Origin of the sequence: Piscinibacter gummiphilus (assembly GCF_032681285.1) — a bacterium.
GTDB lineage: Bacteria > Pseudomonadota > Gammaproteobacteria > Burkholderiales > Burkholderiaceae_C > Rhizobacter > Rhizobacter gummiphilus_A.
Genome location: NZ_CP136336.1, coordinates 1,536,575 through 1,559,296 on the forward strand (window position 1 = coordinate 1,536,575; position 22,722 = coordinate 1,559,296).

The window sequence follows — 22,722 nt, forward strand, 5'->3', positions numbered from 1 at the left end:
GCATGAACGCAAACACCTTGTTGGCCGGTCTTGTGGCGGCTGCTTCCGTCGGCCTCGCTGGCTGCGATGTGCAGAAGACCCAGGAAGGCGATGTGACGCTTCCGAAGTACGAAGTGGCCAAGAAGCAGGACGGCGACGTCACGCTGCCGAAGTACGACGTGACCGCGCCCGACGTGAAGGTCACGCAGAAGGAAACCGAGGTCACCGTGCCCAAGATCAAGACCGAGAAGGAAACGATCACGGTGCCGTCTGTCGATGTGAAGACCGGCCAAGAGAAGGCCGCTGAGCAAGGCAAGTAATCCACCGCACACCGTGCGGCCACCACCGGTCGGCCGCATGGTGTGAGCGTGACGCGTTACTTCTCGATCCGGTTGCGCCCGTTTCGCTTCGCGGCGTAACAGAGCTGGTCAGCCAGCTCCAGCGTGTGCGCGACCGCATCGTCTTTCGCGTGCTGCGCAACACCGGCCGAGAAGGTGATGGTGAGCCCCTCCGGCGGGGGCGATGAAGGCTGAGCCTCCAGCATCGCTTTCAGCCGCTGCAGGCCATTCACGCCGTCGGGTAGGGAGGTGGCGGGCATGAGCACCACGAACTCCTCGCCGCCCCATCGTCCGACGATGTCGGACGCGCGCATGAAGGTTTTCGCCTGCGTCGCAAACCACTTGAGCACTGCATCGCCCGTGGCGTGGCCGTGGGTGTCGTTGATCCGCTTGAAGTTGTCGAGGTCGATCAGTGCCACGCACCAGGGCACTTGCGATCGCTGAGAGCGCAGGCCTTCGGCGTCGAGTGCCTGTTGCAGGAATCGGCGGTTGGGCAGGCCGGTCAGCTCGTCCAGCGTCGCCAGTTGCTCGATGCGCGCGAGGGCCTGCTGAAGGTCCTGCTTCTGGGTCCGGATGCGCTCGCGCATCCGGTTCACTCGCATGGTGTTGATGACGATGCCCACGACGATCAGCACGAGGAAGATGAAAAGCAGCAGATCGTCGGCGGCCTGGTAGCGGACAGGGTCGACCAGGCATTGCCGGACCATCGTCACCGCGAAGACCAGGATGGAGTACGCCGCGCAATAGACGGCAGGGCGGGAGTCGATGCCGAAGATGCCGAACGAGAGGGCCAGCGCCTGCATCAAGGTGACCACCGCGTGCGAGGTGCCGGCCAGCGTGTAGGCCCAGGCCGCGACGGTGCTGGCGAGCAGCATCTGCGGCAAGGTCAGCGAGGGGTCGTGCAACTTCTCGGTGACGCGTGTCTGGATCAGCACGAGCGGAATCGAAAAGCCGATCACCGAGACGATCGTCCAGGCCCAGAGCCCATCGCGGTCGACGGTGCCCAGCCACGCCCCCGTGTGCATGGCGGCCACGCCTGCGAGCAGCAGGGACAGTGCCAGCAGCGCCTGGGCGACTCGGGCGCGTTGGGAATGGGAAGTAGACGTGGGCGTGTTGTCGCCAGCGTCGCCGGGCGGCTCATCGCGCCAGGCGTGGTCGTTTGCCATGGGTACTGCCGGGGTGGACAAACGAAAGCGTCTGACCGTGTATGCCTGAGGGGGCGTTCAGTCTACGTCGCACACCTCTCGCATGGGGGTGTGGTCCTGCGGATTTGTCCTCAAACCGAAGCCTGCCGCCGCGTCCGGAGCGTGGCCCTCAGGACGGCTGGGCCGGCGGAACGACCGCCGGGAACGGACCGGCCTTCGCACCCGCTGCGGCCACACCCGGCTGCGCCGCGCTCGTCGCATCATTGGCCGCCGCACCGAAGCGCAGCGTGACGCCGAAGCCGCGGCCGTCGAGGCCGGTGCCGGTTTCCAGCGCTGCGTCGTGCAGGCTCGCGATGCGCGACACCAGCGACAGGCCGATGCCGCTGCCGCGGCCGGGCGTGCCGGGCACGCGGTAGAAGCGGTCGAAGATGCGGCCGTGCTCTTGCTCGGGCACGCCGGGGCCGTCGTCGCGCACGCTCAGCACGACATGGCGCTGGCCGTGCATCTCCTGCTCGCGGCACACCACTTCCACGCGGGCCCCCGCGCCGGCATAGCGCAGCGCGTTGTCGATCAGGTTGCGCATCAGCACGCCCACCGTGTCGACGTCGACCCGCGCGTGGCAGGGTTCGGCGCGCAACTGCAGGCGCTGGCTGGCGGCCTGTGCGGTGCCGTCGTAGTCGCGCACCACCAGCGAGACGATCTCGTGCAGCGGCACCGGCGGGCGCCCGCCCGGGTGTTCGATGGCATCGAGGCGGGCCAGGTCGAGCAGCTGCTCGGTGAGGCGCGCGGTGCGCTCGATGCCGCTGATGAGCGGCGCGAGCGAGGCGTGGCTTTCTTCGAGCGTGCTGGCCGACTTCACCAGCTGCGCCTGCGCCATCAGCGCCGCCAGCGGCGTGCGCAGTTCGTGCGCTGCATCGGCGAGGAAGCGGCGTTCGCCCTGCAGCGCGGTTTCGAGCCGCAGCAGCTGCGCGTTGAAGGCTTCGACCAGCGGTTTCACCTCGGTGGGCAGGTCGTGCACTTCGAGCGGGGTGAGGTCGAGCGGGCCGCGCTCCTCGATCGCCTGGCGGGCCGCCTGCACCGGCGCGACCGACCAGCAGATGATGGTCCACGTCACGCCCGCGAGCAGTGCCATCAGCAGGAGGATGGTGCCGATGCTGTAGCCCAGCCACAACTTGATGAGGCTCAGCAGCTGCGGCTGCGACTTGCCCACCTGCACCTGCAGGCGGCCGCTCGCGTCGTTGATGGTGTACACGCGCCATTCCACGCCTTTGACCTCCACGCCGTGGAAGGCCTCGGGCTGGTCGAAGCTGAGAGGCGCCCACGGTTCGAGCGGGGAATTGGACGAGCGCAGCACCGAGCGGCCGTCGCGTGTCCACACCTGGAAGCTCAGCAGCTGCGGCTGCACGTGCACCTGCGAAGGCAGCTGGAACGCGGGCTCGCTGGAGCCGCCCGGGTGAAGCGCCGGCATCGACATCAGGATCTGCTGGCCCACGGCCTGCATCGACGCGTCCCAGCGGTTGTTCTGCTGGCTCGACATCAGCATCGCCTGCACCGCGAACCACGCGCCCCAGAAGCCCAGGCTTGCGACCATCAGGCCGATGAGCAGGCGCACGCGCATGGAGCTGGTCTTGAAGATCTTCATGGCGCGGAGTTGAGTTTGTAGCCGTGGCCGTGCACGGTGACGATGAGGTCGTCGCCGAGCTTCTTGCGCAGCTGGTGCACGTAGACGGCAACGGTGTTGCTTTCGATCGAGCTCTCGCCGCCGTAGACGGCTTCTTCGAGCTGCTGGCGGGTGACGATGCGGCCCTGCCGCTCCATCATCGCGAGCAGCGTGCGGTACTCATGCAGGCTCAGGCTCACCGGCTCGTCGTCGCGCGTGACGCTGCGGGTGGCCGGGTCGAGGCGGATGTTGCGGGCGGTCAGCACCGGGGCCACGCGGCCTTGCGCACGGCGCAGCACGGCACGCAGGCGGGCGGCCAGCTCGTCGGGCTGGAACGGCTTGACGAGGTAGTCGTCGGCCCCGGCGTCGAGGCCGGCGATGCGGTCGCTCAACTGATCGCGCGCGGTGAGGATGATCACCGGCGTGGTGTCGTAGCGCTCGCGCACGCCGCGCAGCACGGTCAGGCCCGAGCCACCGGGCAGGTTGAGGTCGAGCAGCACGGCGGAATAGGCATGGTCGGACAGCGCGAGGCGCGCGGCCGGCGTGTCGGGTGCGTGGTCCACCTTGTAGCCGGCGCGGGTGAGCCCCGTGACCAGGGCCTCGGCCAGCATGGCGTCGTCTTCGACCAGGAGGAGTTGCATGACCCGGGAATATGAAGGCTTGTTTAAGCGAGACCGCAGTGTGCCTGGGGTGGCATTAACAACTTTTTAAACCGTGACGTCCAGCATGAGGGGTATCGACACGGGAGATCCACATGAACGCCACGAGCACCACCAGCGAGCTTGCCCCACAAGGGACGTATGCGCCGGTTCATTTCCGCGAATGTTTCATCGACGAACTGGCCCGAGCCGCCTGGCGCGACCCGGTGCAGTACCGGCGCGAGATGCTGCCGGCTGGCTCGAAGCTGCGCACCGTGCTCGACGAGGCCGCCAAGGTCTCGGGCTGGAGCCGGCCGCAGTCGCCCGACATGGCGCACGGCGTGGCCCTGTCGGCTGCACGCGGTGCGGTGGCGGCGCATGTGGCCGAGGTGCGGGTCGACGAGGCCGGCGAATGTCACCTGGAGCGGGTGGTGATCGTGCTCGATGGCCGCCCCGAGGCCGCCGCCGAGCTGGCCCGCGACGGCGTGGCGCCCGCCGTGGCCAACGCGCTCGCGGTGCTCAGGGCACGAGCCATCGACGACGAGGTGCCGGCATGACGACGGCTGCACGCAAGGTGTTCTCGTTCGCCACCATGATGGTGCTGGCCCAGCGCCGGCACGAGGCGCGCATGGCAGGTGAAGCGCCGCCGACCGACCCCGCGCAACGCGAGCGGGCGATGCGGCACACGCTTCAGAAGATGAACGGCACGAAGCGCTTGCTCGTGCGCATGTACCCGGCGTAAGCCTCGCCGAAGTGCGCGAGGCACTCGGCCTCGTCGCGCAGCGCGGTGATGAAGAGCGCGATGCTGGCCACCGCCGTGAGGATCGCCGTCGCCGCGTTGACGTCCTTCAGGAACGCGCCCCAGGCGAGGTAGAGCAGTGCGGCGTACATCGGGTGTCGGATGTAGCGGAAGACGCCGCTCGTGACGAGCGAAGACGTCTTCTCGAACGCGAAGAGCTCGGCGTCGGCGCGCTGCTCGCTCGGCCGGCCGATGCGTTTGAGCATCTGCACCGCATGGATGGCAAGCGTGATCGACGCGGCGAGCAGCGCCCACGAGACGAGCTGGCGCGGCGAGAACGGGTCGACCGTCCACATCGGGAAGTTGAGGATCACCAGGCCCAGCATGCATTCCCACGCGATGAAGCGCCAGAAGCCGTGCGAGCGCGGGTTGCGCAGCGCGTGGCGCGAGACGTAGGTGAAAAACGCGGTGCCTGCGATGAAGAGGATCAGTTCGGTCATGCCAGAAATGCAAAGCGGCCCTCGAGGGGCCGCAGTGTCGCATTGAGCGCCTTGCCCGAATCAGGCTTGGATCGCGCCCCCGCGCAGTGCACTGGCGGTGCCGGAGGCGGAGTACACCCCGGCCGAGCGGTCGCGCGGCATCAGCACGTCCATCGCGCGGTCGAGCGCGGCGGTGGCGCGGGCCAGCGATTCGCGCTGCGAGGCGACGAGGCCGCTTGCCAGCTTCAGGCGCTCGCGCAGCGGTGAGGGCACCGGGCCGCTGCGGGCGGCGCGGGCGAAGTGGTCGACCGCGCGAGCGAGCGCGCGGTGCAGCTCGGTGGCGTGATGGTCGATGCCCACGCTGTCGTGGGCGCGCAGCGATTCACCCAGGGCGGCGAGGTGGGTTTCCACCGCGGCCAGCGTGGTTTCGAGTTCGTCAGGGCCCGCTTGGTGGGCCGTCGTGTTCATGGTCGTGTTCACCGGATCGTGTGGACCGATTGCAGGCGCGCTCTTGTGGAGCGCGGGGTTCGTCAGTGTTGGGCCTTGCCCAGCACTTCGTGTGCGTTGGCGATCAGCCGGTCGGCGATCTTCTCGGCGTTGATCTCGAACTTGCCGTCGCTGATGGCCTGCGCGATGCGGGCCACCTTGTCGGCATCGAAATCGGCCGTGGCGCCGCCTTGCAGCAGCGACGATGCGGCGTTCGACAGTTCGACCTTGGCGCTCGGGTCGGCGGCGGCGTTGTGCGCGCCGGCTTCCTGGGCCTTGGTCTCGGCAGGCTGGTTGCGCACCGGGGCGACTGGGGCGGTCGAGCCGGGTTTGTCTGCGGGATTGCCGATCTTCATCTTGGACTCCTTGGGCCTGTCAAAGACCCAAACCTTTCAACATGGACGGTGTATCGGCCCGCCCGCCGCTGACTTTAGGTTTTTCTTCGCGATTCTGAGTGCCCGCTCGAATTTTCACAATGTGATCTCCAGCAGGCGGTCTGCCACGGGAAAACCTGACACCACCCGCCCGTTATCGGTACGAACACGCGCCGGTTGACCCTCCATTCCGGCGGTGATCGCTTCACCGGCGCCGGCCACGGAGAAGTCGCTCCCGACCACGCGGATGCGCACCTTGTCGCCGGCCGTGAACCACTGCCGCGGCTTGAGGCTCGTCTGCCGCAGGCTCTGGCCAGGGGTGACGGCCTTCGCGAGCGTGCGGCCGAGCAGCTGGGCCGCATCGGTGATCGCGGGTTGGAACAGGTCTTCAGCCAGGTTGACCTCGGCTTGACGGAAATCTTCTGCGGCCAGCACATGGCCCACCGGCAGCATGGCGGTTGAGACCAGCCCGGGGCCATAGACGTTCACCATGAGCGGCAGGTAGACGTTCCAGTTCGTGACGCCTTTCACGCAACGCAGGCCCACGCGCGTCTTGCCGAAGAGGCGGGCGCCTTGCGGCAGGTAGGGCTGCACCTCGTCGCAGGCGGCCAGGCGCAGGCGCGGGTCGAGCTGGCCGGCCACGACCTCATGGCGGCCGACGCCGGCCTTCTTCAATTCAGCGAGGGCGAAACGCTGCCCCACGGCCACCCAGGCTTCGGTGGACGACTGGGCGTGCGCCACCGCCCCGCCGGCGATCAGCCAGGCGAAGACGAAAAGGCGCAGCAGAGGCAAGAGGGTCTTGTCCACGCTGCCAATGTAGGCCGCGATGGGCCCGGGCGAGAGTCGGAATTGAAGGCCAAACGACGGTCTATTCGCGCTTATGTTTTGAAACACGCTGCCCACAATCCCTTCACATCGCCCACATGGGTTTGCGGGACAGCACCATGCTGAACAAACTGACGAGCACGCTCGATTTCCACGGCCAGGCGCTGACCCTGCGCTCGGAGCGCCAGCGCCTGATCGCCAGCAACATCGCCAACGCCGACACGCCCAACTACGTGGCGCGTGACCTCGACTTCGCCTCGGCGCTGAAGCAGGCCACCGGCGCGCAGCAGGGTGCAGCGCTCAACGCCACGCAACCGGGCCACCTCGCGCTCGGCGGCACTGACGCCGCCGTGCAGGGCAACCTGGTGTACGCCACCCCCAGCCAGACCAACCTCGACCGCAACACGGTCGACATGGACCGCGAACGCGCCAATTTCGCCGACAACTCGGTGCGCTACGAAGCCACGCTGCGCTTCATCAACGGCAACGTGCGCACGATGCTCGACGCGATCCGCGGCGGGCAGTGAGCCAGTTAAGGAGCTGACATGAGCATGTTCCAGATCTTCAATGTGAGTGGCAGCGCGGTGAGCGCGCAGTCGCAGCGCCTGAACGTCGTCGCCTCCAACCTCGCCAACGCCGACACCGTGGCCGGCCCCGATGGCCAGGCCTACAAGGCGCGCCAGGTCACCTTCCAGACCGAGCTGATGGGCCAGCCCGGCATGCCCGGCGCGGGTGCCGCGGCCGGCGTCAAGGTGAGCACCATCAGCGAAGACCAGACCCCCGGCCGCCGCGTGCACGACCCCAAGCACCCGAGCGCCGATGCCGAGGGCTATGTGACCTACAGCAACGTGAACGCGGTGGAGGAGATGGTCAACATGATCTCGGCCTCGCGCTCGTACCAGAACAACGTCGAAGTCATGAACACGGCCAAGACGCTGCTGCTCAAGACGCTGCAGATGGGCCAGTGACGGCTCCCTGAAACGAGACAAAAGGAACCCCCATGGCCGTCTCCAACGTCCAGTCCGCCTACGACAAGCTCAACGCCAAGAGCGGCGTGCAGACCGCCAACGAGGCGGGGGCTGCAGACCGCTTCCTCAAGCTGCTCGTGGCGCAGATGCAGAACCAGGACCCGCTGTCGCCGATGGACAACGCGCAGGTCACGAGCCAGATGGCGCAGATCCAGTCGGTCACCGGCATCGAGAACCTCAACAAGACCGTGCAGGGCCTGTCGGGCCAGTTCATGCAGATGCAGGCGCTGCAGGGCACGCAGCTCATCGGCCGCGACGTCATCGTGCCGGGCAACAAGCTCCTGATCGAGAACGGCAAGGCCGAAGCGGGCTTCGAGCTCAACACCGCGGCCGACAGCGTGAAGGTCGAGGTGCTCGGCCCGAGCGGCCATGTGCTCGATACGCTGAACCTCGGCGCCCAGTCGGCCGGCGCCCATGAATTCACCTGGAACGCCGGCACCAACGCCACCGCGACTGGCGTCACCTTCCGCGTGACCGCGATGAGCGGCAGCACCAAGCTCGACACCACCCCCTTGATGCACGACACCGTGTCGGCCATCAACACCTCGGGCGACAGCCTCACCCTCGAACTGAAGAACTTCGGCAACGTGGCCTACAACCAGGTCAAGGCCTTCAACTAAGGAATCACCATGAGCTTCCAGCAAGGACTTTCCGGCCTGAACGCCGCGAGCAAGAACCTCGAGGTCATCGGCAACAACGTCGCCAACGCCAACACCTTCGGTGCCAAGGCCTCGCGTGCCGAGTTCGGCGACATGTACGCCTCGGCGCTGGCCGGCAGCGGCAACGCCATCGGCATCGGCGTGAACCTGCAGGCGGTCACGCAGCAGTTCAGCCAGGGCAACATCACCACCACCGCCAACGCGCTGGACCTGGCCATCAACGGCAGCGGCTTCTTCGAGGTGCGCTCCAACGGCCAGACGCAGTACACCCGCAACGGCCAGTTCCAGATCAACAAGGACGGCTTCATCGTCACCAACCAGGGCGCCCAGCTGCTCGGCTACCCGGCCGACGGCAATGGCGTGATCCAGCCGGGCGTGGCTGGCCCGCTGCAGCTGCCCACCGCCGGCATCGAGCCGCAGGCGACGACCGAGATCAACATGGAGTTCAACCTCGACTCGCGCGCCGGCACCACGCTGCCCGCCACGACGCCGATGATCAACTTCAGCGATGCGCAGACCTACAACAACGCAACCTCGCTGCAGGTCTTCGACCAGCGCGGCCAGGACGTGGCGCTGACCTACTACTTCCAGAAGGCCGGCACCGACACCTGGAACGTCTTCGTGACGGCCAACGGCACCTCGGTCTCGGTCGACGGCGCGGGCGACCCGGCACCCGTCACCACCATGACCTTCCCGACGAGCGGCGGGGCCCCCACCGCGCCCACCGGCCCAATCACGCTCGACATTCCTGCCTCGACCAACGCGGCCGGCGCGCAGACGCTTGCCATCTCCGGCATCCAGCTCGACCTGACGAGCGCCACGCAATACGGCGCCGGTTTCGGCGTCACCAACCTCACGCAGGACGGCTACGCGCCGGGCCAGCTCTCGGGCCTGTCGATCGAGTCCGACGGCATCGTGATGGCCACCTATTCCAACGGCCAGTCGAAGCCCGCTGGCCAGATCGAGATCTCGACCTTCCGCAACACGCAAGGCCTGCGCCCCCTGGGCGGCAACCTCTGGGCGCGCACCTACGAGTCGGGCGACCCGATCGTGGGCACGCCTGGCCAGGGCAACCTGGGCGTGCTGCAGGCCGGCGCGCTGGAAGACTCGAACGTCGACCTGACCGCCGAGCTCGTGAACATGATCACCGCGCAGCGCGTGTACCAGGCGAATGCACAGTCCATCAAGACGACGGACCAGATCCTGCAGACGCTGGTGAACCTGCGCTGATCGTTAACCTGATCCGGGGGCCGTCATGGACCGCATGATTTACCTGTCGATGTCTGGCGCCAAAGCCATGATGCAGCGCCAGGACACGCTGGCGAACAACCTCGCCAACGTCTCCACGCCGGGCTTTCGCGCCGAGCTGCAGGCCTTCCGCGCCGTGCCGGTGCAAGGCAGCGGCGCGAGCACGCGGGTCTACACGCTGGAGACGACACCCGGCTTCGACGCCACCCCCGGCGTCATCACCAACACCGGCCGCAACCTCGATGTGGCGGTCAAGGGCAACAGCTGGTTGAGCGTGCAAGCGCTCGACGGCACCGAGGCCTACACCCGCGGCGGCGCGCTCGATCTCACGTCCGAAGGCGCGCTCGTCACCCGCAGCGGCCTGCCGGTGATGGGCGACGGCGGCCCGATCCAGGTGCCGGCCAACAGCGAGATCAGCATCGCGCCCGACGGCACGATCAGCGCCAAGAACGGCGCCACCGGCAAGACCACCGCGGTGGGCAAGCTCAAGCTCGTGACGCCCACCGACGAGACGCCGCTCGAGCGCGGGGCCGATGGCCTCTTCCGCGCCCCCGAAGGCGACCTGCCGGCCGATGCCACAGCCCGCGTGCAAGACGGCGCGCTCGAGGGGTCGAACGTGAGCGCGGTCGAGACGATGGTCTCGATGATCACCGCCGCCCGCCAGTTCGAGGCCCAGATGAAGATGTTGCAGACCGCCGAGGGCGACGAGAAAGCCGCCGCTCAGTTGCTCTCGATGAGCTGATAGGAGTACCCAGCCATGATGCGTTCCCTGTGGATTTCGAAGACCGGCATGGAGGCCCAGCAGACCCAGCTGGACCACATCTCGCACAACCTCGCCAACAGCGCGACCAACGGCTACAAGAAGTCGCACGCGGTGTTCGAAGACCTGATGTACCAGAACCTGCGCCAGGCGGGCGCCAACAGCAGCGAGCAGACCACGCTGCCCACCGGCCTGCAGGTCGGCCTCGGCACCCGCGCGGTTGCCAGCAGCCGCAGCTTCAGCCAGGGCAACCTGCAGCAGAGCAGCAACCCGCTCGACGTGGCGGTGCGCGGCGCCGGCTTCTTCGAAGTGCAGATGCCCGACGGCACCACCGGCTACACGCGCGATGGCTCGTTCCAGGTCAACGCGCAGGGCCAGCTCGTCACCAACAACGGCTACCTCGTGCAGCCCGGTATCACCGTGCCGCAAAACGCCCTGAGCGTGTCGATCGCGGCCGACGGCACCGTGACCGCGAGCATCCCCAACCAGACGCAGCCGCAGAGCCTCGGCACGCTGCAGCTCGTGAACTTCGTGAACCCGGCCGGCCTCGAGCCCAAGGGCCAGAACCTCTACACCGAGACCGCGGCGTCGGGCACACCCACCGCCGGCACGCCGGGCCAGAACGGCCTGGGCGCGCTGCAGCAGGGCTTCGTCGAGACCTCGAACGTGAACGTCGTGGAAGAGCTGATCGGCATGATCCAGACGCAGCGTGCCTACGAGCTCAACTCCAAGGCCATCCAGACCTCCGACCAGATGCTGCAGCGTCTCGCGCAGCTGTGAACCTCATGAGACTCGCCCTCATTGCCGCAACCGCCTGCCTCGTGCTCGCCGGCTGCGAAACCCCGTACCTGCTGCCCAAGGTCGAGGTGGCCGGCTCGGCCACCCGCCTGCGCCCGCAGCCGGTGCCCACGCCGCCGCCCAACAACGGCTCGATCTACCAGGCGGCGGCCTACCGGCCGCTGTTCGAAGACCACCGCGCGCGCCTGGTGGGCGACACGCTCACCGTGCAGATCGTGGAAAAAGTCGCGGCCAGCCAGAAGAGCACCAGCTCCATCGACAAGACCGGGAGCATCGGCGGCGGTGTCTCGGCCCTTCCGGGCGTGCATGCCAAGGCCTTTGCGCGTGCCGCCGTCGAAGGAAGCTCCACCAACACCTTCGAAGGCAAGGGCAGCACCGAGAACACCAACGATTTCTCGGGCGTGATCACGAGCACCGTGATCGATGTCATGCCCAACGGCCACCTCGTGGTGGCGGGCGAGAAGCAGATTGGCGTGAACCAGAACGTCGACGTGCTGCGCTTCTCGGGCCAGGTCGACCCGCGTTCCATCCAGCCGGGCAACAGCGTGCAGTCGACGCAGATCGCCAACGTGCGCATCGAGCACCGGGGCCGCGGCGCGCAGGCCGACGTCAACGGAATAGGGTGGCTCGGGCGCTTCTTTTTGAACGTTATGCCGTTCTAAAGAATTTCAGAATCGGTGACAGGAGTTCCTGTCACCATGCCTACCACCCGCGAACAACTTCCGAAATCGCCGTTTGAGGCGCTGATCAAGGCCCTGATCGGCCTGACGGTCCTCATGGCCAGCGCGGCGCTCTGGTGGCCCGCCACGGCCCACGCCACCCGCATCAAGGAAGTCGCGTCCATCCAGGGCGTGCGTAGCAACCAGCTGGTCGGCTACGGCCTCGTCGTCGGCCTCGACGGCACCGGCGACCAGACCACCTCCGCCCCTTTCACCGCGCAAAGCCTTTCGGCGATGCTGCAGCAGATGGGCGTGACGATTCCCGCGGGCACGAGCCTGCAGGTGAAGAACGTGGCGGCCGTGATGGTCACCGCACAACTCCCCGCCTTCGCACAACCCGGCCAGACGCTCGACGTGGCCGTCTCCTCGCTCGGCAACGCCAAGTCGCTGCGCGGCGGCACGCTCATCATCACGCCGCTCAAGGGTGCCGACGGCCAGGTCTACGCGCTCGCGCAAGGCAACCTCATCGTCGGTGGGGCCGGTGCGTCGGCGGCGGGCTCCAAGGTGCAGATCAACCACCTGAGCGCCGGCCGCATTCCCGAAGGCGCGACGGTGGAACGCTCGGTGCCCACGCCGCTCAACCAGGGCCGCTCGCTGCAGCTCGACCTCAACGCGAGCGACTTCACCACCGCCCGCGAAGTCGCCCGCGCCATCAACGCGAAGATGGGCGACGGCACCGCGCAGGCGGTGAACGGCCGCGTGGTCAAGGTCAACATGCCCGAGTCGCAGGACATGCGCGTGGGCTTTCTCGCCGACATCGAGAACTTGCCGCTCGAACTCGCGGCCCCCTCGGCCAAGATCGTGATCAACGCCCGCACCGGCTCGGTGGTGATGAACCAGGCCGTGTCGCTCGGTGCCTGCGCGGTCGCGCACGGCAACCTGTCGGTGACCATCAACACCACGCCGGTGGTGAGCCAGCCGGCGCCGTTTTCCAAGGGCGAGACGGTCAAGGCCGAGAAGGCCGACATCACCATCAAGCAGGAGCCGGGCGCGCTGATCCAGATGCCCGCGAGCGCCAAGCTCGCCGATGTGGTGAAGGCGCTGAGTGCGCTGGGTGCCACGCCTCAGGATCTGCTCGCGATTCTTCAGGCGATGAAGACCGCCGGCGCACTTCAAGCCGAAATCGAAGTGATCTGACATGGGCGTCAACAACAACCTCCAGATCGGCGATGCCCGCGGCATCGCCAACCTGCGCAACACCGCCAACACCGACCCCAAGGCGGCGATCCGTGAAGCGGCCAAGCAGTTCGAAGGCATCTTCATGCAGCAGCTCATGAAGAGCATGCGCGATGCCCAGATGAGTTCAGGGATGCTCGACAACTCGGGCACCAAGCTCGGCACCGAAATGCTCGACCAGCAGTTCGCCACCCAGATGACGGGCGTGCGCGGGGGGCTGTCCGACATCATCGCCCGGCAGCTCGAGCGCCAGCTCGGCGAGCCGCTGGCCAACATCGCGGCCGATGCGGCCAAGGCCTCGGTCGAGCGCAGCAACGCCACCAAGGAAGCGCCTGCCACTTCGGCCTCGCTGCAGGGACTGCAGGGCAAGGAGCGGCAGATGGGTTTCCTCAAGCTGCACGGCGACGCCGCCAAGGCCGCCGAAGCGGCCACCGGCATCCCCGCGAACTTCATGGTGGCGCAGGCCGCGCACGAGTCGGGCTGGGGCCGCCACGAGATCAAGCATGGCGACGGCTCCACCTCGTTCAACGTATTCGGCATCAAGGCCGGCGCCAACTGGAAGGGCCCCGTCGCCGAGGTGACGACCACCGAATACATCAACGGGCAGCCGCACAAGGTGAAGGCGAAATTCCGCGCCTACGGCAGCTACGAAGAGGCCTTCACCGACTACGCGAAGCTGATGAAGAACAACCCCCGCTACTCGAAGGTGGTGGACAAGGCTTCATCGGCGCAAGGCTTCGCCCAGGGCTTGCAGAAGGCCGGCTACGCCACCGACCCCGCGTATGCCGACAAGCTGACCCGCATGATCAACACCACGCTGCGACTGCAGCGTGCGATGGCCTGAAGGAGAGAGCGACATGGGCGCATCAACCTTGATGGGCATCGGCACCCGCGCAATGGCGGCGAACTTCGCCGCGCTGCAGACCGTCGGCAACAACATTGCGAATGCCAACACGCAGGGCTATTCGCGGCAGGAAGTCCAGCTCGAGACCGCCAAGGGCCAGTACACCGGCGCCGGCTTCTTCGGCCAGGGCGTGAACGTGGCGACCGTGGTGCGCTCGTACGACCGCTTCCTCACCACGCAGGCCGCCACCACCAATTCGATCGCCGAAGCCGATGCGGCCCGGCTCGACCAGCTCACCCAGCTGGAGAACGTGATGCCCCTCGGCGAGGCCGGTCTCGGCCACGCCGCGCGCCAGATGCTCGACGCCTTCGTCGACGTGGCCAACAACCCGCAGGACGCCTCGGCCCGCCAGGTCGTCGTGACCCGCGCACGCGAACTCGCGGCGCGTTTCCAGTCGGCCGGCGACCAGCTCAACACGCTGCAGACCGGCGTGTCGCAAGACCTGCGCTCCAACATCGACTCGGTCAACTCGCTTGCCCGGCGCGTGGCCGACCTCAACCGCCAGATCTCCGCGCTCAACGGCGCCGGCCACACGCCGAACGACCTGCTCGACCAGCGCGACCAGCTCGTGAGCGAGATCAGCGGCTACATCAACGTGACCACCATCGAGGCCAACGACGGCTCGATGGGCCTCTTCATCGGTGGCGGCCAGTCGTTGGTACTGGGCAGCAACACCAACACCCTCATCGCCGCGCCCGACCAGTTCGACCCGGCCAAGACCCAGCTCGCCCTGCAGGAGGGCGGCGTCTCGCGTCTGGTGCCCAACAACGCCATCGCCGGCGGGCGCATCGCCGGGCTGGTGCGCTTCCAGAACGAAGACCTCACCGCCGCGCGCAACCTGCTCGGGCAGATGGCGGTGGCGATCAGCGGCGCGGTCAACCAGCAGCAGTCGCTCGGCCTCGACGGCGGCCAGCCCGCGCGTGCCGGCGACCCGCTCTTCTCGGTGGGCGCGCCGCGCACGCTCGCGTCGACCGAAAACGTGGGCGACGCGACCTTCAGCCTCGCGGTGAGCGATTTCACCCACGTGCAGGCGAGCGACTACGAGCTGCGCTTCGACGGCACCAACTACTCGCTCACGCGCCTGTCCGACGGCTCGGCCGTGCAGGGCAGCCCCTTCGATGCGGCCACGCTCGCCGCCGGGGTGCAGGTCGAAGGCATGACGCTGCAGATGACCGCCGGCACCGCCTCGGCGGGCGACCGTTTCCTGCTGCAAGCCGTGGGCACCGCTGCGCCCAACATGCGCTCGGTGATGACCGACCCGCGCGGCATCGCTGCCGCCTCGGCGGTGACGAGCAGCTTCTCGACCAACAACACCGGCACCGCCCGCATGGCCGCGCTCGGTGTGGTGGATGCCGCGGCGTACGACGCGACGCAGTCGGTGCGCATCACCTTCAACAACGACACCGGCGACTACAACTACGACATGCTCGATGCGAGCAATGCCGTGGTCGCGAGCGGCACCGGCACCTGGACGGCCGGCAACCCCATCCTGCTCAACGGCTTCTCGCTCTCGCTGAGCGGCGTGCCGCGCTCGGGCGACGTGATCGACGTCGGCCCGACCACCGCGCCGGGCGCCAACAACGGCAATGCCAACGCCTTCGTGGCGCTCGGCAGCTCGGCCTTCATCGGCGCAACGACGCTCTCCAACGGCACGCTGGTGCCGGGGCGCAACATCACCGATGCGTATGCCAGCGCGCTCTCCGACATCGGCGTGCGCGTGCAGAGCGCGCGCTCGTCGGTCAACGTCTCCAGCGCGATGGCGCAGACCGCCGAAGCCGCGCGCGCCAACAAGGCCGGCGTCAACCTCGACGAAGAGGCCGCGCGACTGATCCAGTTCCAGCAGAGCTACCAGGCCGCCGCCAAGATGCTGCAGGTGGCCACGTCCGTCTTCGACACGCTGCTCGAGATGACGGGTGGCTGAACGATTTCGACTTGACTGAGGCACCCCCACCATGCGCGTCAGCACTGCCAACTCCTTCGATGCATCCGTCGACTCGCTGGTCAAGCGACAGACGGCGCTTGCCACCGCGCAGGAGCAGCTCACCACCGGCAAGCGTGTCAACCGCGCGAGCGACGACCCGGCCGCGGCCGCCCGCGCCGAGCGCGCGCTGGCCGCCGAGGTGCACACCGACGCCGTGCAACGCGCGGTGAACGCCAGCCAGAACGCGATGCAGCTCTCGGAAAGCGCGCTCGGCGATGCCGGTGACCTGCTGCAGCAGATCCGCGAGGCGATGGTGGCGGCCGGCAACGGCAGCTACAGCGACCAGGAGCGCCGCGCCCAGGCCGACAAGATCGCCGGCCTGCGCACCCAACTGCTGGCCGTGGCCAACCGGCAGGACGGCTCGGGCTCCTATCTCTTTGGCGGCCAGTCCCCCGACCACGCGCCGTTTCTCGACGGTGCCGGTGGCGTGACCTACCAGGGCACCTCGGGCCAGCTCGACGCCGCCTCCGGTGACCCGCTGCCGCTGAGCGTGGACGGCCGCGCCGCATGGATCAGCGGGCGCACCGGCAACGGCGTCTTCACCACCGCCCCGGCCACCGCCAACACCGGCCAGGCCTGGGTCGACACCGGCCGTGTCACCGACCCGAGCCAGCTCACTGGCGACAGCTACAGCATCGTCTTCGCGGTGTCGGGTGGCGTGACGACGTATTCGGTCTTGCAGAACGGCGGCCCCACTGCCCTCGCGGGGGTGCCCTACGTGTCGGGCCGCGCGATCGAGATCGACGGCCTGTCGGCCACCGTGACCGGCGTGCCGGCCGACACCGACACCTTCGACCTCGCGCCGGCCACCTCCGACCTCAACATCTTCGACCAGATCGATGCGGCCGTGGCGGCGCTCAACACGCCGCTGCGCACGCCCGCGCAGATCGCCCAGACGAACTCGACCTACCTCGCCGCCGTGGATTCGGCGATGGCGCAGATGCAATCGGTGCGCGCGCAGGTGGGCGAGACGCTTGGCCGCATCGACAGCGCGACCGGCCGGCTCGACGATCTGCGACTTGCTGCACAGACCGACCGTTCCAATGCCGAAGGTCTTGACATGGTGAGGGCGATTTCAGACTTCCAGAACAAGCAAACGGGCTACGATGCAGCGCTCAAGAGCTACTCGCTGGTGCAGAAGATGTCGCTCTTCAACTACATCACCTGATCGCAGGACAGCCGCGTGAACGACTCCACCATCCTGGGCCAGGTGGCCCTCGGCTACTCCCCCTTCATCGACCGCAGCCGCGCCGTCTCGGCCACGCGCCTGACCATCGTGCCGCTGAAGCCCGATGCGACGCCCGACGTGGCGCAGCTGCTGCACGCCGTGGGCGGCGTGTGGCCGGCCGATGGCGGCAAGGCCACGCTCAACGTGGTGAGCGAGAGCCTGCTGCAAGACCTGCTGCGCGCCTCGCCTTCACCCAACCTGATGGTCGAGGTGCCGGCCTTCATGGCCGTCGACCCGACCAACATCGTCGCCCTGCAGAACCTGCACGCCGCCGGCACCACGCTGCTCATCAAGGGCCGCCCTTTGAGCGAGCTGCCGCGCGAGGTGCTGCCTTGCTTCACCTACTCGATCATCGACCTGGCCGACGACCGCCGTATCAATGAAGCCGGGTCCGCGCCGCCGGTCGGCGTGATTCGCAACATTCCCCACGTGCAGTCGGGCGTGCGCACGCTCGCCGAGATGGAAGCGAGCTTCACGCGCGGCGCCGCCGCGGTGCTGGGCTGGCCCATCGACGACGCCATCGAGCAGGCGCAGGCCAAGGGCGGCAAGCAGCCGGCCACCGAGATGCAGGTGATCGTCGAGCTGATCCAGCGTGTCGACAAGCAGGAGCCCATCGAGAAGCTCGAAGGCACGCTCAAGCGCGACCCCTCCCTCGCCTTCAAGCTGATGCGCTACATCAACTCGCCGGCCTTCGGGCTGCGGGTGGAGATCAGCTCGTTCCGGCACGCGATCATGATGCTCGGGTATCAGCGGCTGAAGCGCTGGCTGGCGCTCTTGCTCGCCACCGCCGGTCAAGACTCGAACATGAAGCCGGTGATGTTTGCGGCGGTGCGGCGCGGGCTCCTGATGGAAGAGCTGGTGCGTTCGTCGGGTGACGAGGAGATGCGCAATGAGATGTTCATCTGCGGCGTGTTTTCTTTGCTCGATCGGATGTTCAAGCAGCCGTTCTCGGAGTTGTTGAAGACGATTCCGGTGCCGGAGCGCGTGTATCAGGCTCTGGTGGATGGGTCGGGGCCGTATCAGCCTTACTTTGCGTTGGTGCAGGCGGTGGAGAACGAGTCGCTGTATGACTTCCGGTCTTCTGCTGAGACCTTGATGCTCAGTGTTTCTGAGATCAATCGGTGTGTGTTGTCGGCGTTGACGGCGGCTTCGCAGGTCGAGTAGTTCTCGCTGCGTAGGCAGCTTGCCGGGATTTCGCCCCGGCGGGCGACCTTCTTTTCTTTGCTTGCCCAAAGAAAAGAAGGCAAAAGAAAGGGCACCCCGTTCGCTCGGTCCGCCTAGGGCGGACTGCTCTGCGCTGCTCGGTCTTGGGGTGTCGGGCAGAACTCGCTACGCGCTCTGCGAGCGCTGCGCTCAGACAGCTGCCCGAAGTCAGATGACGAAGCGTGCTTCGCACGCCACCCCAAGCCCTGCGCTGCTCGACGGCTTTCAAGGGCCCCGGGATACCCTCGCCAGCTTCGCTGGCCTCGTACTCTCGGCTCGCTTCGCCTCGTGCTTGAGGGTGGGGCGCAAGGCGCTCCCACCTTGGAGGCGATGCGAAGCGAGCCGTAGGGCTACCCGTGGGTGGTGTCGAGGAGCGCAGGGCTTGAGGGGGCGCGCGTCAGCGCGCTTCGTCATCTGACTTCGGGCAGCTGTTTGAGCGCAGCGGCCACCGGCCGCGTAGCGAGTTCTGCCCGACCCCTCAAGACCGAGCACCGCAGAGCAGTCCGGCCTTCGGCCGGACCGCCACCGTCGGGTCGCCTTTCTTTGCCTACTTTCTTTGGCGAAGCAAAGAAAGTAGGTCGGCCGCCGGGCCGAGACCCGGCATGCCGCCACGCAGTGCATGCGTAAACTGCATCGCATGTTCGACCCCAAGGCCCTGCGTCACTTCCTGGATTCCCTGCCCGACGCAGTCCTCGTCGTCGACCGAAGCGCCCGCATCTACCACGCCAACGCCGCCGCGCAGCGTTGGCTCCACATCAACGCCGGCAGCCCCCTCCAATCCACCCAGGCGCACCTGGGCGCAGCACTCGTCCAGTCGACGCTGCAGGTCTTGAGCAAAGGCGTGCCGCGGCTCCACGCTTCAGCCCCGGCTTTCCCCGACCACGTCACCCTGGCCGACGGCACCCGCTGCGCCGTGTCGCTCACGCCGCTCGAAAGCGAACGCTGGGCGCTGCGGATCGCACGCGAAACGCCTGCTCGGGCCGATGACGACACACAGCACGCATCGATGCCGCTGGAGCTGATGCAACTCTTCTGGGAGTCGCCATTCCCGGCCGCCGTGCAAGACGAGAACTTCCGCCTGCTGCAGGTGAACCAGGCCTATGCCGACTTCCTCGGCTACACCCCCGAGCAGCTCGTCGGCCGCGACCCGGTCGACCTGCAGCCGCAGGAAGACCGCGAGCTCAACCTCGCCTACCGCGCGCAGGCCGACTTCTTCTCCGAACCCGGCAAGCCCGCGCAACTCGTGGAGCGCCGGCTCCTGCACGCCGACGGGCGCGAGCGCTGGTGCCGCGCCACCTGGCGCCGCTGGGTCGATGAAGCGGGGCGCACACGCTACCTCTCGATCCTCCAGGACAACACCGCCGAACACGTGGCGCGCGAGCGGGCCGACCGGACGAGCCGCGAGCTTGATGACTGGTTCGACCTGAGCCCGGTGGGCATGGTGCTCTTCGACGAGCAAGGGCTGCTGGTGCGCACGAACCCCGCCTTCGAAGCGCTGGCCGTGCAGGTGCCGGTGCTGATGTCGGAGGCCGAGCCGGCGGTGCAGCAACTGCTGTGCTGGGTGGGCGGGCAGCCGCTCGCGTCGCTGCAGCCGGGTGCGAGCCCCGTCGAGTCGCAGGCCGTCCTCGCGCAGCCTGACGGCAGCGTGCGAACCCTGCGCTCCGCCGTGCGCTGCTATCGCACGGCGAGCGGCCAGCTGCGCTTCATGGCGGTGGTGGAAGACCGCAGCGCCGAAGAGGAACGCGACCTCGCGCAGATGCAGATCGGGGCGCTGATGGACACGGCCGGCGTCGGCCTCGCCACCTTTCAGGAGTCGGGCGGCTGGGTGCAGCACGGCAGCGCCCTGGCGCCATCGGGCGGTGGCGATTCGGCGGCGGCTGCGTTGCAGTCGATCCGCCGCGAGGTGGTACTGCCCGAGTCGCTGCCCGAATACGAGCGGCTGCAGCACGCGCTGCGTCACGGCGAGCGCACCGAGGTGCGTTATGCGATCCGCCACCCCGAGCTCGGGTTGCGCTGGCTGCAGACGCGGGTGGAGCCGGCGACGCTCGCCTCGGGCAAGCGCACCACCTCGGTCGTGACGCTCGACGTCACCGAGCAGCACCAGTCGCACCAGCGCAGCGACACGCTGCTGCGCGAGATGACCACCATCCTCGAGAACACCACGGCCGGCATGGCCTACCTGCGCAGCGGCGTGCTGGTGCGTTGCAACAGCCGCTTCGAGGCGCTGCTCGGCGTGCGCGCGGGGCAGGTGGTGGGCTTCGGGCTGACCGAGCTCTTCGCGAGCCAGCCCGATGCGCCGCGGCTCGTGCACGAGATCGAGGCGGCACTGGCCGCCGACAGCGTGTACGAGGCCGAACTCTCGTTCCAACTGCATGGACAACCCACGCAGTGGTGCGCGTTGACCGTGCGCCGCGCGGGCCCCGCGGGCGATGCGTCGGAGGCGATCGCGGTGCTGTCCGACATCACCCGTCTCAAGGCGCAGCAGATCGAGCTGGAGGCGCTGGCGCGCGACCGCGAGCTGATGTTCAGCCTGTCGGAGGTGGGCATCGCATTCATTCGCGATGACCGGGTGCAGCGCGCCAACCAGGCGATGTGCCAGCTCATGGGGCTCGATGCGAGCACGATGAACGGCCTGCCGACCTCGGCGCTGTATCCCAACGAAGAAGAGTTCCTGCGCCTGCGCGCCATCACCCGCGCATCGATGGCCAAGACCGGCCGGTGGAAGGGCGAGCGCCAGCTGCGGCGGCATGACGGCAGCCTGGTGTGGGTGCAGGTCAGCACCCGCCAGATCAACGACGACAACCCTGACGAGGGCCTGATCGCGTCGTATGTCAACGTCGACGACCGGCACCGCGCGCAGCAGGCGGTGGCGCTGCAGGCCGAGCGCACGCGCGCCATCCTCGACTCCGTGCTGGTGGGCATCGTCACCGTGGGGCCGGGCGGCATCGAGTGGATGAACCGCTCGGCGCGCCGCATGTTTGGTGGCGATCTGGCGGATTTCATCGGGCAGCCGATGAGCACCGTGGCGATGCCGGGCGACGAGCACCCGTTCCGCCAGACGCAGTACCTGCACGAGCTGGTGGAAGGCCAGGCCGAGACCTTCGAATGCAAGGTCAAGGCGCGCGACGGCCGCGAGTTCTGGGTGGTGGGCAACGCAGTGGTGACGGGCCGCGAGTCGACCGGCCGGCAGCTCACCTACGCGCTGCTCGACATCGAGCGGCGCCGACAGGCCGAGGCGCGCACGGCCGAAGTGCAGGCCTCGCTGCAGCGGGTGATCGAAGCGGCACCCTTGGCCATCTCGCTCTTCGACGCGCAGACGCTGCGCATCGTGCAGGTCAACCAGACCGCGGCGCAGAGCATCGGCCTCGCGCCCGACCAGCTGATCGGCCGCACGCCGGAAGAGCTCTTCGAGCCCACGCTGGCCGAGCGCTACCGCGCCGACATGACGCTCGCGTTGTCCACACGCGCGCTCACGCAGCGCGAGTACCGCATCGAGACCGATGGCGAAGCGCGCCTGTGGGATGCCCGCTACCTGCCGATGGCCTCGGCCGATGCGTCGACAGACCAGTTGCTGCTCGTGGCCACCGACGTGACCGAGCAGCGTGCCGCGCAGGAAGCGAGGCTCGAGGCCGCCATCGCGCAGCGCGAGATGCTGGTGAAGGAAGTGCACCACCGCATCAAGAACAACCTGCAGGGCGTGGCTGGCCTCTTGCAGCAGATCGGCGCGCGCAAGCCCGAGATGGCCCCGGCCATCAGCGAGGTCGTGGGCCAGGTGCAGGCTATCGCGCAGGTCTACGGCCTGCAGGTGGGGGCGACCGGGCCGCTGCGGGTGAAGAGCGTGCTGGAGGCGATCACGGGCTCGGTGCAGCGCACCTTCGGCCGCACGATCCGCCTCACGGTGGACGGCCCGGCCCATCTGTGGGCGTTGCCCGAGGCCGAGAGCATCCCGATCGCGCTCACGATCAACGAGCTGCTGACCAACGCGGTGAAGCACAGCATGGCGATCGACGACCCCTCGGCCGTGCACTGCAGCCTGGTCTGCAGCGAGGCCCGGGTGCAGATCGGCATTGCGAACCGCGGGCAGTTGCCCGCGGGCTTCAACCTCGCGCGCTTTCCGGGCGGCGTGTCGGGCCTCGGCCTCGTGCGTGCGCTGCTGCCGCGGCGCAGTGCCACGCTCACGGTGGAGCAGCAAGGCGATGATGTGCTCGCGACCATCGTGCTCGTGCCGCCCGGCGTGACGCGCATCGAGCCGGCCTGAGCCTGCGCCCGGGTGCCGGCTTCAGCTGCTTACACCGTGTGCCCCGCGGCGCAGGGCTTTCAGCCACAATTCACGCCAGTCGTGTGGGGCTTGGCGT

The 22,722-nt window shown here is 67.9% G+C and carries 23 protein-coding genes; 16 read left to right on the top strand and 7 right to left on the bottom strand.

Going from position 1 to position 22,722, the window contains the following annotated elements; all coding sequences use genetic code 11:
- Nucleotides 1-2: 2 nt before the first annotated feature.
- Nucleotides 3-299 carry a hypothetical protein gene (locus RXV79_RS07365; protein WP_316702752.1) on the top strand — a complete coding sequence of 99 codons (297 nt, stop codon included), beginning with the start codon at nt 3-5 and terminating at the stop codon, nt 297-299.
- Nucleotides 300-355: 56 nt separating this feature from the next.
- On the opposite strand, the gene RXV79_RS07370 is transcribed toward RXV79_RS07365, so the two are convergent.
- The 3 genes from RXV79_RS07370 to RXV79_RS07380 all read right to left on the bottom strand — a co-directional run bounded on the left by RXV79_RS07370 (nt 356) and on the right by RXV79_RS07380 (nt 3,763).
- Nucleotides 356-1,483 (bottom strand): GGDEF domain-containing protein, encoded by a 1,128-nt coding sequence (locus RXV79_RS07370; protein WP_316702753.1) that lies wholly within the window; start codon nt 1,481-1,483, stop codon nt 356-358.
- 148 nt (nt 1,484-1,631) lie between these two features.
- Nucleotides 1,632-3,104 carry an ATP-binding protein gene (locus RXV79_RS07375; protein ID WP_316702754.1) on the bottom strand — a complete coding sequence of 491 codons (1,473 nt, stop codon included), beginning with the start codon at nt 3,102-3,104 and terminating at the stop codon, nt 1,632-1,634.
- Nucleotides 3,101-3,763: a response regulator transcription factor gene (locus tag RXV79_RS07380; RefSeq protein WP_257825397.1), complete on the bottom strand. Its 663-nt coding sequence runs from the start codon at nt 3,761-3,763 to the stop codon at nt 3,101-3,103. The genes RXV79_RS07375 and RXV79_RS07380 overlap by 4 nt, the downstream gene beginning before the upstream one ends.
- 113 nt (nt 3,764-3,876) lie before the next feature.
- On the opposite strand from RXV79_RS07380, the gene RXV79_RS07385 reads away from it, so the two are divergent.
- Together RXV79_RS07385 and RXV79_RS07390 are read left to right on the top strand one after the other, a co-directional pair.
- Nucleotides 3,877-4,317: a hypothetical protein gene (locus RXV79_RS07385; RefSeq protein ID WP_316702755.1), complete on the top strand. Its 441-nt coding sequence runs from the start codon at nt 3,877-3,879 to the stop codon at nt 4,315-4,317.
- On the top strand, nt 4,314-4,502 hold the full coding sequence (locus RXV79_RS07390; RefSeq protein ID WP_316702756.1) for a hypothetical protein: 189 nt from the start codon (nt 4,314-4,316) through the stop codon (nt 4,500-4,502). Before RXV79_RS07385 ends, RXV79_RS07390 begins: the two co-directional genes overlap by 4 nt.
- On the opposite strand, the gene RXV79_RS07395 is transcribed toward RXV79_RS07390, so the two are convergent.
- From RXV79_RS07395 to flgA, 4 genes are all read right to left on the bottom strand, one after another.
- Nucleotides 4,451-4,999, bottom strand: coding sequence for a methyltransferase family protein (locus RXV79_RS07395; protein WP_316702757.1), 549 nt, complete (start codon nt 4,997-4,999; stop codon nt 4,451-4,453). The two genes, RXV79_RS07390 and RXV79_RS07395, sit on opposite strands and share 52 nt — an antisense overlap.
- A gap of 60 nt (nt 5,000-5,059) precedes the next feature.
- Nucleotides 5,060-5,446, bottom strand: a complete 387-nt coding sequence (locus RXV79_RS07400; protein WP_316702758.1) for a hypothetical protein — start codon at nt 5,444-5,446, stop codon at nt 5,060-5,062.
- A 62-nt stretch (nt 5,447-5,508) separates the two neighbouring features.
- Nucleotides 5,509-5,820, bottom strand: coding sequence for a flagellar biosynthesis anti-sigma factor FlgM (flgM, locus tag RXV79_RS07405; protein ID WP_316702759.1), 312 nt, complete (start codon nt 5,818-5,820; stop codon nt 5,509-5,511).
- Between the two features lie 114 nt (nt 5,821-5,934).
- Entirely contained in the window at nt 5,935-6,645 is a 711-nt protein-coding gene (gene flgA / locus RXV79_RS07410) for a flagellar basal body P-ring formation chaperone FlgA (RefSeq protein ID WP_316702760.1), read from the bottom strand.
- Between the two features lie 137 nt (nt 6,646-6,782).
- On the opposite strand from flgA, the gene flgB reads away from it, so the two are divergent.
- The 13 genes from flgB (at nt 6,783) to RXV79_RS07475 (ending at nt 22,625) form a co-directional block, all read left to right on the top strand.
- Nucleotides 6,783-7,190, top strand: a complete 408-nt coding sequence (flgB, locus tag RXV79_RS07415) for a flagellar basal body rod protein FlgB (RefSeq protein ID WP_316702761.1) — start codon at nt 6,783-6,785, stop codon at nt 7,188-7,190.
- A gap of 18 nt (nt 7,191-7,208) precedes the next feature.
- Nucleotides 7,209-7,631 carry a flagellar basal body rod protein FlgC gene (gene flgC, locus RXV79_RS07420; RefSeq protein ID WP_316702762.1) on the top strand — a complete coding sequence of 141 codons (423 nt, stop codon included), beginning with the start codon at nt 7,209-7,211 and terminating at the stop codon, nt 7,629-7,631.
- A 32-nt stretch (nt 7,632-7,663) separates the two neighbouring features.
- Nucleotides 7,664-8,311: a flagellar hook assembly protein FlgD gene (locus RXV79_RS07425; protein ID WP_316702763.1), complete on the top strand. Its 648-nt coding sequence runs from the start codon at nt 7,664-7,666 to the stop codon at nt 8,309-8,311.
- A gap of 9 nt (nt 8,312-8,320) precedes the next feature.
- On the top strand, nt 8,321-9,580 hold the full coding sequence (gene flgE, locus RXV79_RS07430) for a flagellar hook protein FlgE (protein ID WP_316702764.1): 1,260 nt from the start codon (nt 8,321-8,323) through the stop codon (nt 9,578-9,580).
- Nucleotides 9,581-9,605: 25 nt separating this feature from the next.
- On the top strand, nt 9,606-10,340 hold the full coding sequence (gene flgF / locus RXV79_RS07435) for a flagellar basal-body rod protein FlgF (protein ID WP_316702765.1): 735 nt from the start codon (nt 9,606-9,608) through the stop codon (nt 10,338-10,340).
- A 15-nt stretch (nt 10,341-10,355) separates the two neighbouring features.
- On the top strand, nt 10,356-11,138 hold the full coding sequence (gene flgG, locus RXV79_RS07440; RefSeq protein ID WP_316702766.1) for a flagellar basal-body rod protein FlgG: 783 nt from the start codon (nt 10,356-10,358) through the stop codon (nt 11,136-11,138).
- 5 nt (nt 11,139-11,143) lie between these two features.
- On the top strand, nt 11,144-11,818 hold the full coding sequence (locus tag RXV79_RS07445) for a flagellar basal body L-ring protein FlgH (RefSeq protein WP_316702767.1): 675 nt from the start codon (nt 11,144-11,146) through the stop codon (nt 11,816-11,818).
- 114 nt (nt 11,819-11,932) lie between these two features.
- Nucleotides 11,933-13,012 carry a flagellar basal body P-ring protein FlgI gene (locus RXV79_RS07450; protein ID WP_316704012.1) on the top strand — a complete coding sequence of 360 codons (1,080 nt, stop codon included), beginning with the start codon at nt 11,933-11,935 and terminating at the stop codon, nt 13,010-13,012.
- A gap of 1 nt (nt 13,013) precedes the next feature.
- Nucleotides 13,014-13,895, top strand: a complete 882-nt coding sequence (gene flgJ / locus RXV79_RS07455) for a flagellar assembly peptidoglycan hydrolase FlgJ (protein WP_316702768.1) — start codon at nt 13,014-13,016, stop codon at nt 13,893-13,895.
- A gap of 13 nt (nt 13,896-13,908) precedes the next feature.
- Nucleotides 13,909-15,876: a flagellar hook-associated protein FlgK gene (gene flgK, locus RXV79_RS07460; RefSeq protein WP_316702769.1), complete on the top strand. Its 1,968-nt coding sequence runs from the start codon at nt 13,909-13,911 to the stop codon at nt 15,874-15,876.
- 31 nt (nt 15,877-15,907) lie between these two features.
- Nucleotides 15,908-17,104, top strand: a complete 1,197-nt coding sequence (gene flgL / locus RXV79_RS07465) for a flagellar hook-associated protein FlgL (protein ID WP_316702770.1) — start codon at nt 15,908-15,910, stop codon at nt 17,102-17,104.
- A gap of 15 nt (nt 17,105-17,119) precedes the next feature.
- Nucleotides 17,120-18,328, top strand: a complete 1,209-nt coding sequence (locus RXV79_RS07470; RefSeq protein ID WP_316702771.1) for an EAL and HDOD domain-containing protein — start codon at nt 17,120-17,122, stop codon at nt 18,326-18,328.
- A gap of 676 nt (nt 18,329-19,004) precedes the next feature.
- Entirely contained in the window at nt 19,005-22,625 is a 3,621-nt protein-coding gene (locus RXV79_RS07475; protein WP_316702772.1) for a PAS domain S-box protein, read from the top strand.
- The last annotated feature ends 97 nt before the right edge of the window (nt 22,626-22,722 follow it).

Excerpts from the sequence above, each read along its gene's own strand:
- RXV79_RS07365 (WP_316702752.1), top strand. The coding sequence starts at position 3 with ATGAACGCAAACACCTTGTTGGCCGGTCTTGTGGCGGCTGCTTCCGTC.
- RXV79_RS07370 (WP_316702753.1), bottom strand. The coding sequence starts at position 1,483 with ATGGCAAACGACCACGCCTGGCGCGATGAGCCGCCCGGCGACGCTGGC.
- RXV79_RS07375 (WP_316702754.1), bottom strand. The coding sequence starts at position 3,104 with ATGAAGATCTTCAAGACCAGCTCCATGCGCGTGCGCCTGCTCATCGGC.
- RXV79_RS07380 (WP_257825397.1), bottom strand. The coding sequence starts at position 3,763 with ATGCAACTCCTCCTGGTCGAAGACGACGCCATGCTGGCCGAGGCCCTG.
- RXV79_RS07385 (WP_316702755.1), top strand. The coding sequence starts at position 3,877 with ATGAACGCCACGAGCACCACCAGCGAGCTTGCCCCACAAGGGACGTAT.
- RXV79_RS07390 (WP_316702756.1), top strand. The coding sequence starts at position 4,314 with ATGACGACGGCTGCACGCAAGGTGTTCTCGTTCGCCACCATGATGGTG.
- RXV79_RS07395 (WP_316702757.1), bottom strand. The coding sequence starts at position 4,999 with ATGACCGAACTGATCCTCTTCATCGCAGGCACCGCGTTTTTCACCTAC.
- RXV79_RS07400 (WP_316702758.1), bottom strand. The coding sequence starts at position 5,446 with ATGAACACGACGGCCCACCAAGCGGGCCCTGACGAACTCGAAACCACG.
- flgM (WP_316702759.1), bottom strand. The coding sequence starts at position 5,820 with ATGAAGATCGGCAATCCCGCAGACAAACCCGGCTCGACCGCCCCAGTC.
- flgB (WP_316702761.1), top strand. The coding sequence starts at position 6,783 with ATGCTGAACAAACTGACGAGCACGCTCGATTTCCACGGCCAGGCGCTG.
- flgC (WP_316702762.1), top strand. The coding sequence starts at position 7,209 with ATGAGCATGTTCCAGATCTTCAATGTGAGTGGCAGCGCGGTGAGCGCG.
- RXV79_RS07425 (WP_316702763.1), top strand. The coding sequence starts at position 7,664 with ATGGCCGTCTCCAACGTCCAGTCCGCCTACGACAAGCTCAACGCCAAG.
- flgE (WP_316702764.1), top strand. The coding sequence starts at position 8,321 with ATGAGCTTCCAGCAAGGACTTTCCGGCCTGAACGCCGCGAGCAAGAAC.
- flgF (WP_316702765.1), top strand. The coding sequence starts at position 9,606 with ATGGACCGCATGATTTACCTGTCGATGTCTGGCGCCAAAGCCATGATG.
- flgG (WP_316702766.1), top strand. The coding sequence starts at position 10,356 with ATGATGCGTTCCCTGTGGATTTCGAAGACCGGCATGGAGGCCCAGCAG.
- RXV79_RS07445 (WP_316702767.1), top strand. The coding sequence starts at position 11,144 with ATGAGACTCGCCCTCATTGCCGCAACCGCCTGCCTCGTGCTCGCCGGC.
- RXV79_RS07450 (WP_316704012.1), top strand. The coding sequence starts at position 11,933 with ATGGCCAGCGCGGCGCTCTGGTGGCCCGCCACGGCCCACGCCACCCGC.
- flgJ (WP_316702768.1), top strand. The coding sequence starts at position 13,014 with ATGGGCGTCAACAACAACCTCCAGATCGGCGATGCCCGCGGCATCGCC.
- flgK (WP_316702769.1), top strand. The coding sequence starts at position 13,909 with ATGGGCGCATCAACCTTGATGGGCATCGGCACCCGCGCAATGGCGGCG.
- flgL (WP_316702770.1), top strand. The coding sequence starts at position 15,908 with ATGCGCGTCAGCACTGCCAACTCCTTCGATGCATCCGTCGACTCGCTG.
- RXV79_RS07475 (WP_316702772.1), top strand. The coding sequence starts at position 19,005 with ATGTTCGACCCCAAGGCCCTGCGTCACTTCCTGGATTCCCTGCCCGAC.